The organism is Hyphomicrobium sp. 99 (assembly GCF_000384335.2).
Classification (GTDB): domain Bacteria; phylum Pseudomonadota; class Alphaproteobacteria; order Rhizobiales; family Hyphomicrobiaceae; genus Hyphomicrobium_B.
This window is the reverse complement of record NZ_KQ031382.1, coordinates 740,455-754,829: the sequence shown is the minus strand read 5'-3', so window position 1 is coordinate 754,829 and position 14,375 is coordinate 740,455. Positions and strand designations below refer to the sequence as shown.

The window sequence follows — 14,375 nt, the reverse complement described above, 5'->3', positions numbered from 1 at the left end:
AGGGAGTTGGATGATCTAGTGCAACCGGTCGCGTCTTGCCAGAGGCGATCAGCCGCCGAATTGCGCGGGAAGTGCGGCGCCGTGCCTGAAAACGGCCTCGATCTCCGGCAGAAACGCCTGCTCGGGCCCGTGAAGCACAAGCGGCGGTTTGATCGTGATCGGCGCTCGACTGCCCTTGATGCCGCTGACGATCACTCGGATTGCAGATGCACCCGCGCGCGGATAAATCGGCAGCACATCGATGCCGCCAAACCGGCCTTCGAAAACGGATAAAATCTGGGGCAAGGCCTCCGCCTTATGGATCATCGCGACGCGCCCCCCAGGCTTGGCCATCCGGGTCATGAAGCGCGCCCAGGTCTCCAAAGCACTCTCCGCCATCTGATGCGAAACGGCCTTCAGCGGGCTCGGCGCGGCCGTGCTTCGCCCTTCCTGGTGGTACGGCGGATTGGCCAGGACGACTGGAAACGACTCGGATGCGATACCCGAACGTAAGAGTGCATCGGAAGAGCGCGCGATATCGGCTTCGACAACCGAGACGCGCATTTTCAGTCCGTTGCGTTCGACATTATGACGCGCGAGCACCGCAAGATCGGGTTCGCGCTCCACGAGCAGAACCTTGGCGTTCGGACAACGCGCCGCGACGCAAAGTCCGACGACACCAACACCGGCTCCGACATCGAGAACCGGGCCTTCGCCTGCCGTCTCCGGGCTTAGCCACGCCGCAAGCAACACCGCGTCGGTCCCCGCGCGATAGCCGTTGCGCGGCTGGCGAACGGTCAACGCCTCACCAAGAAAGAGGTCTTCGCTTGCGGCCTCGATGACGGACTGCTCGGGGTCACTTAATCTCATTTCCGATCACCCATTGACCCAGTCCAGCCTGTTTCAGGATCTCGGCGCCCCTGGCCCATAGCTCATCGAGAACGACAAGACGTCGCGGGAAAGCGCCGATTGACCCTTCCATAAGACTAATATTTCGATCAAATACCACCGCTTTGATGCCCTGATCTTTCAGCAGCGCTTCTGCGTAACTGATGAGGACGGGGTCATTCGTCACAATCAACTCGCGCATGGCAAATCCTAAACTATTAATCGAAATCAGGACCGGCGAAGGCTGGGTGACGGCCTAAAGGCAACTACTTATATTAGCACGGTGTAAAAATTGGGGGCCAACTTGGGTCGCGTGATTCCACTCGAAGACGTTCGTGAGACGGGGCAGAAGCTTCAACCGCTTCTCGATCTCGTATCCGATGATCTCGAGGCCATAAACCGGATCATTCTCGACAAGGCAGTGTCGGATGTCGATATGATCCCCGAGCTTGCCCATCACCTGATCGACAGCGGCGGCAAACGTCTCAGGCCCATGCTGGCACTTGCGAGTGCGAAGCTTTGCGGATACGGCGGCAACGGGCACATCCGTACCGCATCCGCCGTCGAATTCATGCATACGGCTACGCTGCTTCACGACGACGTCGTCGATGAGAGCGCGACCCGGCGCGGGCGCAAAACGGCGCGGATGATTTGGGGCAATCAGGCGAGCGTTCTGGTCGGCGATTTTCTTCTGGGCCAAGCCTTCAAGATGTTTGTCGACGTCGGATCGCTGACAGTTCTTCGCATCATGTCGAATGCTGCTGCGACGATCGCTGAAGGCGAAGTCATGCAGCTTGCGGCGGCGAAGAACACGTCGACTACCGAAGACGATTATCTTTCGATCATCAATTCCAAGACTGCAGCGCTGTTTTCTGCCGCGGCCGAATCCGGCGCGGCGCTGGCACAGCGGCCGGTGGAAGAGCAGGCTGCTCTTCGTTCGTATGGCAAGAACCTGGGCCTGGCGTTTCAGCTCGTCGACGACGCGCTCGACTATGCCGGCGACAGCAGGAGCCTTGGCAAATCCGTCGGCGACGATTTCCGCGAGGGCAAGATCACGCTGCCGGTCATTCTTTCATTCCGGCGCGGCACGAGCGACGAGCGACAGTTCTGGAACCGTACCATCGCCGACGGCGAGATCGCGGAGGGCGATCTGGAACACGCAGTCAGCCTCATGCGACGGCACAAAGCGATCGAGGCCACGTTCGAGCGGGCGCGCTCCTACGGGGCGATTGCGCGCGATGCGCTGGCAATTTTTCCGGAGAGCCGGGAGAAGGATGCGCTCGAGCAGGTCATCGGCTTCTGCATTAGCCGGACCCACTGACAAGCTAGCGAACTAGATCAAGCGGGTCGCGGCTACCCACCACTCAGGCTGGGTGGCCTTGAGAATGCGCACGCCATACGCCGCCGCTTGTTGCGTGTCGAAGAGGGCAAAGCAGGTTGGCCCGGCGCCCGAGAGCTGCGCGAGCCTGCAACGCGGGAGCTTTGCGAGTTCCGACAGCATCATTCGGATTTGGGGGAAAAGCTGGCACGCGGGCGCTTCGAGCGCGTTGCCGCGCGTTGCCGCGTATCTGATCAGCTCGCCGAAGGACGACAGGACCGGCGGCCGTTCGCTCGTGGCACCGGCGGCGAGCGGCGGGGCGCGGAGAAGACGAAATACTTCCGCCGTTTTGTTTTCCGGAACTTCGATGAGCGGATTGGCGAGGATCGCGAAGATCTCTCCCGGCAATTGGACGTCGACAATCGTCTCGCCGATGCCTGTCATCATCGCGCTGCGGCTGCGCAGGCAGACCGGCACGTCGGCGCCGAGGGTGCGCGCGATCACGGGTAAATCGAGCCGCGCGATTTCCGGATGCGCCGCGCTCAGAAGCCTAAGCGCCGCCGCCGCGTCTGCCGATCCGCCGCCGATGCCGCTGGCGACGGGCAGATTTTTTTCCAGCGTCAGACCACCGAGAATGACATTGGGAAGAATACGCGTGAGCGTCTCGACGGTGGCATCGACGAGATTGGCGTGGCCGAGTGCATCGGCGAAGGGCCCCTCGACTTTCGTCAACGCGGGCGTTTCGCCAGTTAGCGTCAGGCGGTCGCCAGCATCGGCCGCGAATGCCACGAGGCTCCGAAGCTCGTGGTAGCCATCGCTACGCCGTCCGAGAATTTCAAGCGTCAGATTGATCTTGGCGGGAGCGAATTCCGGCTTCAGGGGCATGAGATCTCAGCAGCATGAAAACGGGCGCCACTGGCGCCCGTCATTGTTATCCGGCTTTGCAGCAGTTTACTCCACCGCCCTGCTCTGGGGCGATCCGGCCTTATTTTCGCTGCGCCGGCGGGAGTTTTCATCCCTCTCGACCTGCCGCGTCTTCTCGGCGTTCTTGGCTTCGCCCTTCGCGTCGAGGCCGCGTTCGAGCTTGGCCTTGATCTTATCGACGTCCTGCGGTTCGGGTTCGAGGGAAAGCGCCTGGCTCCACTGGAACCGTGCCTCCCGTTCGCGTCCGACCTTCCAGAAGGCGTCACCCAAGTGATCGTTCAACGTCGGATCTTCGGGTTTGATCTCGACGGCGCGTTCCAGGAAGCGCACGGCTTCCTTGAAGTTGCCCTGCTTGAAGTGCGCCCATCCGAGGCTATCGACGATATAGCCATCATCCGGTTTCAGCTGCACGGCCTTCTCGATCAGGCGCGTTCCTTCCTTGAGGTTTTTGCCCTGATCGACCCAGGAATAGCCGAGATAATTCAGAACCAGCGGCTGATCAGGAGCAAGCGCGAGCGCGCGCTTCAGATCCGCTTCAGCAGCAGGCCAGTTCTTCAGCCGCTCGTAAGACGTGCCGCGTGCATAGTAGTAACCCCAGTTGCGCGGGTCACCTTTATTGAGAACCGCAAGGGCCTTTGTGAAGTACGTCACGGCGCCCGCGTAATCCTTCCGCGCTCTCATGATGTTGCCAAGAGCCTCGAGCGGACGAACATCCTTCGGGTCTGTTTCGATGAGCTTTGTGAGGATTGCTTTGGCTTCGTCGGACTTGTCGAGAGAGTTCAGATCAAAAGCTTTGCGGATGTCGATCGCGCTCTGCAAGGGCGTGCCTTGGGGAATCTTGTCGTATGTCGCAATCGCGTCGCCGTACCGTTTTACGGCTTCCTGCGCGTTGGCGAGTGCCGCGAGCGCAAAAGCGTGATCTGGCTTCGCATCGAGTGCGAGCTGCAAATAGATCGTTCCGAGGCTGACGCCGCCTTCACCGGCAAGCGCCTCGCCGAGGCCATAGAATACTTCCGCCAAGCCGTCCTTCGCATTGGAGATCAAGAGTGGCGGCTTCTCTTTGCGATTGATGATGTCCAGCATCTCTTTCGCGAGCGGATGTGGATCGCCCTGAGTCTTCGCAAGCTGCTCCTTGATCACCTGACGCGCGGTCTTGAAGTCGCCGTAGTGGGCAGCGGACTGCGCGTAGGCGAGCGAGGTACGGAGCGTACGGCTATCCTGCTTGAAGACCTTCTCATATGACGCTCGCGCATCGGCCTTGCGCCCGGCGAGGTCGGCTATCAACGCCTTGTGATAGCGCAGGTAGAACTGCGCCCAGTCCGGCTGCTTCGGCATATCGAGCGCCTTCAGCGCGCCATCGGCATCGCCGGCCGCGAGACGTGTCCAGCCGACGGCGATCGCGCTCGTCAGCTCGCCAATGGGATTTTCGGACGCCGCGGCGAAATGCTCTTCGGCTTTCTTGAAGTCGTCGCTCTTGAAAGCGGTCACGCCCAATAGAAACTGGGACATCCGATGCGACTGACGCGTCGCCGTCAGCTGTTCGGCGAGAGGAATGGCCTTCGGCCAGTTGCCCGACATCGTCTCCATCTGGAACGCCTGCTCCAGCAGAACTTCGTTCTTCGGATCGCGCTCGAGGGCCTTGCCGTAGAAATTTGCGGCTTCCTGGGTATCCTGCGCGGCGCGCGCAAAACGTCCGGCCAGATAGTTGCCGAGTACCGAGGTCGACGCCTCGTCCTGACCAAGGTCCTGGTCTTGAGAGCGGGCCGGAGCCTCGCTGAAAAACCCGGCGACGGTCATCGCGATCGCACCAAGGCCTACACTCAGCACACGCCCGAGGGGTCCCCGCATCGACATTTTTCCTTTGCTGCCGGAAGGCAATTTGATTCCTGCGGCCTGAAGCCTAGCAAAGTTATCGCTCGCTTGGCGACACGCTTCACATGAAAAATGGGACAGGAGTCGAAATTGCTAACCGTTAATGGCCCTTAAAAAACGCGCAACCACACAGAAAAACGGCGACCGCCGGGCCCATTATGTTGCTGAACGCACTGGAGGGAGACATTCCCTCCAGTTCTTTGAGCGTTACATTCCGGCGTAATTGGGCCCGCCGCCGCCTTCAGGGCATGTCCAGATAATATTTTGGCTCGGATCTTTTATATCGCAGGTTTTGCAGTGTACGCAGTTCTGCGCGTTGATCTGAAATTTCGGCTGGCCCACCTCGTCCGTCACAACTTCGTAGACCGCAGCTGGACAATAGCGCTGCGCCGGTTCCGCGTACTCGGGCAGATTGATCGCAATCGGAACTGCCGGGTCAAGTAACTTCAGATGTACGGGCTGGTTCTCTTCGTGATTGGTCCCGGAGAATGACACGTTCGTCAGGCGGTCGAACGTCAGCTTGCCATCGGGCTTCGGGTAAGCAATCGGCTTGTAATCGGCAGCGAGCCCCGTTGCCGCCGCATCCGTTTTGCCGTGCTTCAGCGTGAAGCCGAGACCGATGCCCGAAATGATTGTGTTGAGCCAAAGATCCGCGCCGCCAAGAGCGACACCGAGATAGGTGCCGAAGCGAGACCAGAGCGGCTTCATGTTGCGCACCGTCTTCAGGTCGCGTCCGATGTCGCCCGTGCGAACGGCTTTCTCGTAATCGTCGAGCTTATCGTGAGCGCGGCCGGCCGCGAGCGCGTCCGCGACCGCATCTGCGGCTGCGATGCCTGAAAGGATAGCGTTATGGCTACCTTTGATGCGCGGCAGGTTCACCATGCCCGCGGCACAACCGAGCAGGGCTCCGCCTGGGAACACGAGATCGGGCATCGACTGCCAGCCGCCTTCGGTGATGGCGCGAGCGCCGTAGCCGATGCGCTTGCCGCCTTCGAAGACATCGCGGATGGCCGGATGCGTCTTGAAGCGTTGGAATTCCTCGTATGGCGAGAGGTATGGGTTCTTATAGTTTAAGTGCACGACGAAGCCGACGGAAACGAGATTGTCTCCGTAATGATAGAGGAACGAGCCGCCGCCGGTGCGGCTATCGAGCGGCCAGCCGAACGTGTGCTGCACGGATCCGGGCCGATGCTTCTCAGGCGCGACCTGCCAAAGCTCTTTCAATCCGATGCCGTACTTCTGCGGCTCGTGGCCTTTCGCCAGATCGAACTGACGGATCAAAACTTTCGAGAGAGACCCGCGGGCGCCTTCAGCAACCAAAGTGTACTTGGCGCGCAGTTCCATGCCGCGCACGTAATTGTCCGACGGAGCGCCGTCGCGTCCGACGCCCATGTCGCCGGTCGCGATACCGGCGACCGCGCCGTTCTCATCATAGAGAACTTCGCTCGCGGCGAAGCCGGGGTAGATTTCGACGCCGAGTTCCGTCGCCTGCTCGCCGAGCCATCTGCAGACGGAACCAAGGCTCACGATGTAGTTGCCGTGGTTTTTCAGAAGCGGCGGCATCGGCCAGCTCGGCAGGCGAATATCGCCTTCCGGGCCGAGCACGCGAAACACGTCCTCCGTCACGGGCGTCTCGATGGGAGCGCCGCGTTCCTTCCAATCGGGGATGAGGCGATTGATGCCAATGGGATCGATGACGGCGCCCGAAAGAATGTGGGCTCCGACCTCGGACCCCTTTTCGACGACGACGACGGAGATATCGGTGCCTGCTGCGGCGGCTTTCTGCTTCAACCGTATGGCAGCTGAGAGACCCGCGGGCCCGGCCCCGACGATGACGACGTCAAAATCCATAGCCTCGCGCGGCGGCAGCTCGGCCTCGTCAGCGGACATCTTTACCTCGATGGATTGCTAGAAAACCATTTATGCTCGATTAGGTCCCGGCATCGAAGGCGTCAAGCGACCGGTGCACATGGCAGAAGTCCTCCGCGAAGCCCGGCAGCGCGCGACCGCGTGCATTTGTGTTGCTACGCCTCTATTCTCGTGACCGATGGTGAAATCGAACGCTCAGGACGAAATGCTTTCGCTGCTCAATTGGTTGCAAACCATGGGCGTGGACGCCGCTGTGGACGATACAGCGCATGACTGGCTTTCGCGCGGAAACGACGCGCCGGGGGCGGCATTCCCTTGGCCGGACCTCCGCGATCAGGGACCTGGGAGCAAATCCGGGCCCAATGCCGTCCGCGCGGACACGAGGCAAGCACCGCCTCGACCTAGAGCCTCAGGAAGCACGGGGTCGCCCGACGCGGCCCGGCCGCGCGCCGTCACGCCGCTCGGTGCGAGCGAAGCTGAGACTGGTGCGCGACGCATCGCACGTGCGGCAAACTCGCTTCCGGAACTCGAGGCGGCGCTGCAGAACTTCGACGGTTGCGGGCTGAAAGCCACCGCCACAAAGCTCTGTTTTTACCGAGGTTCGCCGACGAGCGACCTGATGATCATCGGTGAAGCGCCGGGCCGCGACGAGGACCTCGCCGGCAAACCGTTCGTCGGAAAAGGCGGGCAGCTTCTCGATAAGATGCTGGCCGCGATCGGACGCACGGAGGCCGACGTTCACATCACCAACGTCGTCTATTGGCGGCCACCGGGCAATCGCACACCAACGCCGCAGGAGACGCTTGCGTGCCGCCCGTTCCTCGAACGGCAGATCGAACTCGTATCTCCGAAGATCGTGGTTGCAGTCGGCGGCTCGGCGGCGAAGGAAATTCTGGGCGTAACGGAAGGCATCATGCGGCTCAGAGGCAAATGGCGAGAGATTACGATCGGCGACCGGAAAATCCCGGCGATCGCGACGTTGCATCCTGCCTATCTGCTCCGGACGCCGGCTGCGAAGCAGCTCGCGTGGATGGATTTGTTGCAGATGCTATCAAAGCTTTAGAGCTTCACGAGGACCGTCATGGCCGGCATCGACCCAGAGCGTACATTCGTCCCTGTCAGGATCGCCATCCTGACGATGTCCGATTCACGCACGATCGCGGAAGATACGTCCGGCGATTATCTGGAACGCGCGATCGGCGAAGCTGGGCATGTCGTTGCCGGGCGCCAGCTCGTGAAGGACGACACGGCCCTCATCAGAAGCATCGTCCAGGGGTGGATCAACGATCCTTCGGTCGACTGCGTGATCACAACGGGCGGCACCGGCTTCACGGGCCGCGACGTCACGCCGGAAGCGGTGAAGCCGCTGTTTGAAAAAGAGATCGAAGGCTTCGCGATCCTCTTTCACATGCTGTCATTTCAGAAGGTCGGCACGTCGACCATTCAATCGCGCGCTTGCGGAGGCGTATCGCACGGGACGTTTATTTTCTGCCTGCCCGGATCGACGGGCGCATGCCGCGATGCCTGGGATGGGATTTTGAAATTGCAGCTCGATGCCCGCCATCGTCCGTGCAATTTCGTGGAGATCATGCCGCGGCTCGAGGAGCATCGTAAGGCAGGTTGAGAGGCCTTAAGGCGCCGTTTCGATATTTCCGTGAAGGCGCGCAATCATGCTGATGGGCAAGCCGACGCCGTAAAGCATTTGGCAGATCTGATTGCGAAGAGAACTCAATAAATATCCGTCGCGTTTGTATCGCTCGGCCGAGGTCACGGCGTTTGCGTCCAGCATTGCGAGGCGGCTGCGGCCAAGACGCCGTGCGAGATCGATGTCTTCCATGATCGGCAGATTTTTGTAACCGCCGACGGCATCGAATAGTTGGCGTGGGATCAGCAGACCCTGATCGCCGTAGGGAACGCGCAAGATCTTGCATCTCAGGTGAACGAGGCGTTCGAGAACACGCGGGGCAATGCCTTTGTCGTCGAGACGGAACGTGAAAGCGCCCGCGGCCATCGGACGTTCACCGCGGTCGACGCGGCGCATGAAAGCCGTTGCGCTACGTTCCCATCCATCTTCGAGAACGGTGTCGGCGTTGAGAAACAGAAGCCATGGGAAGCGTGCCATTGCGGCGCCTTGGGCGAGCTGTCCGCCGCGCCCCGGAGCACTGACGACGACGTCTGCGCCTGCCTGATCCGCGACCTCAGCGGTACTGTCTGTCGACCCACCATCGACCACGATGACCTGCTTGACGATGCCGTCCACGGCTGAGGGAACCAACGCAGATAGCGTCACCGCCAGCGTTTGCTCATCATTGCGTGCAGGGATGATTACCGAGATCATTTCCATTTCCTGGCACGGCCGGGAACCTGCGGCAAGGCGCGCCAAGTCGCGGGGCTTAGCTAAAGACGGCCGCGTCAGCTGGGTTTTGTTCTTTATTTGTTCCAAGAATGCTGGTAGGCAACGGTGGAGCTTCTGAGAACGCGTTCCGAATATGGCTTCAAACAGAGACCTTTCTGATTTTCCGGCGATGCCGGACGTCGTCGATTCCGAGCGCCGCCGCGGCCGGGGCGCGCGCTCGAACAAGACTGGACGCTTCGAGAGCCAAGCGCACGAAGAATTCGACGATGGATGGGAGACGCTCGGTGATCTCGAAGCTTTCAAGACCGAGGTCTTCGAGGACACCAGCAAGACGATCATCTCGCACAACGACAGTCCCGACATTTCATTCGACAGTTCGATAAATCCCTACAAGGGCTGCGAACACGGCTGCATTTATTGCTACGCGCGGCCGACGCATTGCTATCTCGGACATTCAGCGGGTCTTGATTTCGAGACGAAACTCTATGCGAAGCCCAATGCGGCTGCGCTCCTGGAGCGGGAACTCAAAAGGCCGGGCTACAAGCCCGAGACAATCGTGATCGGCGGCAATACCGATCCCTATCAGCCGATCGAACGGGAGCGCAGGATTACGCGATCGATCCTGGAAGTCATGGCAACGGCCAATCATCCGCTCGGCATCATCACGAAGTCGGCGCTTGTCGCCCGCGACATCGACATCCTCGGGCCGATGGCCGCGAAGAATCTGGCACGCGTTGCGGTTTCGATCACGACACTCGATCGTCACGTTGCGCGCGCAATGGAGCCGCGCGCCGCGACGCCATCGAAGCGGCTCGAAACCGTGCGGCGGCTCGCCGATGCCGGAATTCCCGTGACCGTCATGGTCGCGCCGATCATTCCAGGGCTGACCGATCATGAAATCGAGCCGATACTGGAAGCTGCGCGAGACGCCGGTGCGCGGGAAGCGGGCTACGTGCTGTTGCGCTTGCCTCTCGAGATCAAAGATCTCTTTCGCGAGTGGCTTCGAGAAGAATTTCCGGACCGTGCCGATAAGGTCATCTCGCTGCTCCGTTCGATGCACGGCGGCCGCGATTACACGGCGGATTTCGGAGTCCGCCAGCGTGGCCAAGGGCCTTACGCGACACAGATCGGCCTACGTTTCCGGCTCGCAAAGAAGCGGCTCGGTATCGGCGAGGAGCGCGTTTCGCTTCGAAAAGATCTCTTCATCAAGCCTGGAAACGGTGGACAACAACTCAGTCTTCTTTGACAGGCGGTCAAGCGCGATGACCAAACTGGCGAATGAGAATCGCCGATTCGCGCATAAAGCCGACGTTCGAACTCGAGGCCGCAGAGCATCTGCTCGGCTTCCGGCCGATCGCCGGCGTGGATGAGGCGGGACGAGGACCGTGGGCCGGACCTGTCGTTGCGGCAGCCGTCATCCTCAATCCAGATAAGATCCCGGCGAATATCGACGACAGCAAAACGCTCGACGAAGACTCTCGCGCTTATCTCTACCGGCGCATCATGAAGGTCGCGGTCGTCGCGGTCGGCGTGGCCGATGTCGAGCGGATCGATCGCGAGAACATTCTCGGCGCCACTCTGTGGGCGATGGCTCAGGCCATCGGCCAGCTTGCCGAGGCTCCGAAGCTGGTGCTCGTCGACGGCAATAAGGCGCCGAGAGTTTCGATGGCGACGCGAACGATCGTCAAAGGCGATACCAAATGCCTTTCGATTGCAGCAGCCTCGATTGTGGCGAAGGTCACGCGCGACCGTCTGATGATGGAGATGGCGCGCGATTTTCCCGGCTACGGCTTCGAACGCCACAAGGGGTACGGCACGCCTGAACATCAGGCGGCGATCGACAAGCTCGGCGTCTCCGCGGCGCACCGGAGATCGTTCAAACCCGTGCAGCTTGCACTCGGCCTCGGACTTGGGTTTGCCGACGCTTAGTCCGCAAGCGGCTCAAGTTGCACATCGAATCGAAAAATATAAATCGCTTGCGTGTGTCGAACGAGTATTCACGAGCGCTTCCGATCATGTACAAAGCTCTCCGGCCCGCGCTGTGAGTATCAGGCGCGAGCGATTTGTAATTCGTAGCGTAGCAGGTTCAGTACATGGGTTCGCGTCGCGTCAAAGTCCGCTCGCAGAGCGGAAAGATTCTCGTTGGTGATTGCATCGCCGAGCTGAAGAAGCTCCCAACCGCTAGCGTCGATCTCGTCTTCGCTGATCCGCCGTACAATCTGCAGCTCGCCGGCGATCTCATGCGCCCGAACAATACGAAGGTCGACGGCGTCGACGACCAATGGGACAAATTCGACGACTTCGCGGCCTATGATTCATTTTGCCGCGCATGGCTCACCGAGTGCCGCCGCGTGCTGAAGCCCGACGGCGCCATCTGGGTCATCGGCTCCTATCACAACATCTTCCGGCTCGGCGCCGCGATCCAGGACCTCGGCTTCTGGATTCAGAACGACGTCATCTGGCGCAAGGTGAACCCGATGCCGAACTTCCGCGGCAAGCGTTTCACCAACGCGCACGAAACGATGATCTGGGCAGGCCGCGATCGCAAATCGCGCGTGACATTCAATTACGAAAGCCTCAAGGCCTCGAACGACGATCTTCAAATGCGGTCGGATTGGCTTTTCCCGATCTGCTCGGGGCCGGAGCGTTTGAAAGACGACGGCGGGCGCAAGGCACACCCGACGCAAAAGCCGGAAGCGCTTCTGCATCGCGTCCTCATCGCATCAACGAAGCCGGGCGACACCGTGCTCGATCCCTTCTTCGGAACGGGCACGACGGGTGCCGTCGCGAAGCGGCTTGGCCGCAAGTTCATCGGCATTGAACGCGATCTCGATTATGCGACGGCTGCCGACGAGCGGATCGCGAAAGTCGTGCCGCTCGAGCTCGAGGCGATCGAGACGCTGCCGTCGAAGCGCAACGAGCCGCGCATTCCGTTCGGTCAGATTTTGGAACTCGGGATCATCAAGCCGGGCCGCAAGCTGTTCGGTCCGCGGCGCGAAGTCCGGGCGGAAGTGCGCGCCGATGGCACGCTCTTCTATGATGGTCAGCAGGCGTCCATTCACCGCCTCGGCGCCATCGTCCAAGGCAAGGCCGCATGCAACGGCTGGACCTATTGGCACTTCGAGGCGGAAGGAAAGCTGAAGCCGATCGACGATCTGCGTTCCGAAGCCAAGCGTCAGCTCGGACTCAGCAGCCGTATCTCGATCTAAAGTTCGTCTCTCGATTATCAGGCTCAGTTGTCAGCTAGGCCGTGCGCGATGACTTTCTTCATCACGCTCGGCAAGGCTTGCGCGTGAAGGTCGCGGCGATGAACCCATCGGCAGCGCTCCTGCTCGGCCCAGAGCGTGAAGCTCGTATCGATTGGGACGAGCGCGCGGTAGACGATCAACTCGAGCCGAAAGTGGGTGAAGACGTGGACGACGGCGCCCGGCACCGGTAGCCACGACGTCGTAACGGGAGCGCCGCGCAGGGCCTCCTTTTTCGCGGGCAATGCGTCAACCCACGGCGTCGACGGCACCTCGAGCATTCCACCGAGCAGCCCGGCTTCGGGACGTTGACGCAAAAGGACCGCGCCATCTTCCCGCTGCACGAGGAAAGCCACTCCGTATCGTGACGGGCGCGCGGTCTTCACGCCGCGCATAGGCAGGAGTTCGGCGAGGTTTTGAGCGCTTGCCGAGCAATCCTGTTGCAAGGGACAGACGAGACACGACGGCTTTCTCGGCGTGCAGATCTCGGCGCCGAGGTCCATCATCGCTTGCGCGAAGTCGCCCGCGCGTCGCTGCGGCGTGAGCGTTGCGGCGAGTCTGCGAATTTCGGGCTTGGCGGCGGGCAGAGGTTGCCTCACCGCAAACAGCCGCGACACGACACGCTCGATATTGCCATCGACGGGCGTCGCCTTTTCGCCGAACGCGATCGCAGAAATCGCCGCGGCCGTGTACGGGCCGATGCCCGGCAGCTTCAGAAGCTCGCTTTCGCTCTTCGGGAATTCACCGCCGTAATCGCGTGCGACCGCGTCAGCACAGGCCTTGAGATTGCGTGCGCGTGAATAATACCCGAGGCCAGCCCATTGCTGCAGGACCTCTTCCAGCTGCGCTTGGCTGAGCGCGGTGACCGTCGGCCAACGGGCGACAAATTTCTGAAAGTATGGAACGACGGCCTTCACGGTCGTCTGCTGCAGCATTATTTCGGACAGCCAGACGCGGTAGGGATCAGCTTTTTTGCGCGGACCATACCGCCAAGGGAGGTCGCGACGCTCGGCTTCATACCAGGCAAGCAGCGCCTTGACCGTCATCGGCCCAGCCGGACGCAACGGCAGCTGCTGCTGTCGCCTGCGAAGAGCTGCATTTTCCTGGACCGCGCCCATGCGCCCTTTATCTCCGGTTGCGCGGAAACCTCGAATCGCATCGACAATGCTAGACCTCCTTTCCGTCGCCACAAGCCTACCGTGATGAGAGACGCCCTTGAGCACTAAAGAACCCACAGCTCAGATGCGCCCGTTGCCTCCGGACGTGCGGACTGTAAAGGGCCAATTTGCGAAGGCTGTCGGGGCGTTTGTGCCCAAAGTGACGGCGGCCGTGTTCGAAAAGTACGGCTTTCACAGCGCCGAGATCATGTCGTCGTGGGAAACGATTGTCGGCGCAGACCTTGCGAGGCTTACCCGGCCGGAGACGATCAAATGGCCCCGCGGGGCGCGTGCGCCCGTCGATGCGGACGAAGCCGGACGCAGTGCCGGGGCGACGCTGATCGTCGCCTGTGACCCGGCTTTCGCCCTTGAGGTCTCCTACCGGCACAAGGAAATCATCGACCGGATCAATCGGTATTTCGGATACCGGGCCGTCAGCCAGCTCAAGGTCCATCAGGTGCCCCGCGTCGAAAACGCGGCTTCACCGCAGAAAGGCTTCCCAAAGCCGGCTGGACCCAAAGCTGAGGCCCAGACCGCCGCCGTTCCCCCGGGAGATATTGCCGCCGCCCTCGAAGCGCTCGGCAGAAGCGTTGCCGCCTCCTCGACCCGCTGACGGCATACGCGGATATTGCTGGGATATTACTGGGCCTTTAGTTGCCATCACCTGCGGTTTCGGCTTATTCCGGCGCCAGATCCGTGCTAGGCGGCGTCATCGAACGCCGTTCCCCCACGGCATGCATCGCGATGAGGAGTTGGACCTTGATCGA

At 61.0% G+C, this 14,375-nt stretch carries 14 protein-coding genes; 7 read left to right on the top strand and 7 right to left on the bottom strand.

The features are described 5' to 3' along the window. Positions 1 to 48 precede the first annotated feature (48 nt). Complete coding sequence (locus G359_RS03935; RefSeq protein WP_045835076.1) at positions 49 to 849, bottom strand: tRNA1(Val) (adenine(37)-N6)-methyltransferase; 801 nt, start codon at positions 847 to 849, stop codon at positions 49 to 51. Further along, positions 836 to 1,069 (bottom strand): putative signal transducing protein, encoded by a 234-nt coding sequence (locus G359_RS03930; RefSeq protein WP_045835075.1) that lies wholly within the window; start codon positions 1,067 to 1,069, stop codon positions 836 to 838. The genes G359_RS03935 and G359_RS03930 overlap by 14 nt, the downstream gene beginning before the upstream one ends. A gap of 102 nt (positions 1,070 to 1,171) precedes the next feature. Here G359_RS03930 and G359_RS03925 point away from each other — a divergent pair, with 102 nt between their 5' ends. Beyond that, the gene (locus G359_RS03925) at positions 1,172 to 2,188 is read left to right on the top strand and encodes a polyprenyl synthetase family protein (RefSeq protein WP_045835074.1); all 1,017 of its coding nucleotides are present in this window, start codon (positions 1,172 to 1,174) and stop codon (positions 2,186 to 2,188) included. A gap of 12 nt (positions 2,189 to 2,200) precedes the next feature. Here the strand turns inward: G359_RS03925 and G359_RS03920 are convergent, their stop codons facing one another. The 3 genes from G359_RS03920 to G359_RS03910 form a co-directional block, all read right to left on the bottom strand. After that, positions 2,201 to 3,070 carry a 4-(cytidine 5'-diphospho)-2-C-methyl-D-erythritol kinase gene (locus G359_RS03920; protein ID WP_045835073.1) on the bottom strand — a complete coding sequence of 290 codons (870 nt, stop codon included), beginning with the start codon at positions 3,068 to 3,070 and terminating at the stop codon, positions 2,201 to 2,203. Positions 3,071 to 3,136: 66 nt separating this feature from the next. Continuing rightward, entirely contained in the window at positions 3,137 to 4,957 is a 1,821-nt protein-coding gene (locus tag G359_RS03915) for a tetratricopeptide repeat protein (RefSeq protein WP_045837614.1), read from the bottom strand. A 231-nt stretch (positions 4,958 to 5,188) separates the two neighbouring features. Then, positions 5,189 to 6,871 carry an electron transfer flavoprotein-ubiquinone oxidoreductase gene (locus tag G359_RS03910; protein ID WP_045835072.1) on the bottom strand — a complete coding sequence of 561 codons (1,683 nt, stop codon included), beginning with the start codon at positions 6,869 to 6,871 and terminating at the stop codon, positions 5,189 to 5,191. A 157-nt stretch (positions 6,872 to 7,028) separates the two neighbouring features. On the opposite strand from G359_RS03910, the gene G359_RS03905 reads away from it, so the two are divergent. Both G359_RS03905 and moaB read left to right on the top strand, forming a co-directional pair. Beyond that, complete coding sequence (locus tag G359_RS03905; protein ID WP_045835071.1) at positions 7,029 to 7,913, top strand: uracil-DNA glycosylase; 885 nt, start codon at positions 7,029 to 7,031, stop codon at positions 7,911 to 7,913. Positions 7,914 to 7,931: 18 nt separating this feature from the next. Then, positions 7,932 to 8,474: a molybdenum cofactor biosynthesis protein B gene (moaB, locus tag G359_RS03900; RefSeq protein WP_045835070.1), complete on the top strand. Its 543-nt coding sequence runs from the start codon at positions 7,932 to 7,934 to the stop codon at positions 8,472 to 8,474. A gap of 6 nt (positions 8,475 to 8,480) precedes the next feature. On the opposite strand, the gene G359_RS03895 is transcribed toward moaB, so the two are convergent. Continuing rightward, on the bottom strand, positions 8,481 to 9,188 hold the full coding sequence (locus G359_RS03895; protein WP_045837613.1) for a TIGR04283 family arsenosugar biosynthesis glycosyltransferase: 708 nt from the start codon (positions 9,186 to 9,188) through the stop codon (positions 8,481 to 8,483). Between the two features lie 151 nt (positions 9,189 to 9,339). On the opposite strand from G359_RS03895, the gene G359_RS03890 reads away from it, so the two are divergent. The 3 genes from G359_RS03890 to G359_RS03880 all read left to right on the top strand — a co-directional run bounded on the left by G359_RS03890 (position 9,340) and on the right by G359_RS03880 (position 12,415). Further along, positions 9,340 to 10,452, top strand: a complete 1,113-nt coding sequence (locus tag G359_RS03890; RefSeq protein ID WP_045835069.1) for a PA0069 family radical SAM protein — start codon at positions 9,340 to 9,342, stop codon at positions 10,450 to 10,452. 32 nt (positions 10,453 to 10,484) lie between these two features. Next, positions 10,485 to 11,135: a ribonuclease HII gene (locus G359_RS03885; protein WP_082072785.1), complete on the top strand. Its 651-nt coding sequence runs from the start codon at positions 10,485 to 10,487 to the stop codon at positions 11,133 to 11,135. Positions 11,136 to 11,299: 164 nt separating this feature from the next. Next, positions 11,300 to 12,415, top strand: a complete 1,116-nt coding sequence (locus G359_RS03880) for a site-specific DNA-methyltransferase (RefSeq protein ID WP_045835068.1) — start codon at positions 11,300 to 11,302, stop codon at positions 12,413 to 12,415. A gap of 23 nt (positions 12,416 to 12,438) precedes the next feature. On the opposite strand, the gene mutY is transcribed toward G359_RS03880, so the two are convergent. Continuing rightward, positions 12,439 to 13,569 (bottom strand): A/G-specific adenine glycosylase, encoded by a 1,131-nt coding sequence (gene mutY / locus G359_RS03875; protein WP_045835067.1) that lies wholly within the window; start codon positions 13,567 to 13,569, stop codon positions 12,439 to 12,441. Positions 13,570 to 13,666: 97 nt separating this feature from the next. Between mutY and G359_RS03870 the strand changes: the two genes are divergently transcribed. Continuing rightward, complete coding sequence (locus G359_RS03870) at positions 13,667 to 14,221, top strand: DUF721 domain-containing protein (protein ID WP_045835066.1); 555 nt, start codon at positions 13,667 to 13,669, stop codon at positions 14,219 to 14,221. Positions 14,222 to 14,375: the final 154 nt, after the last annotated feature.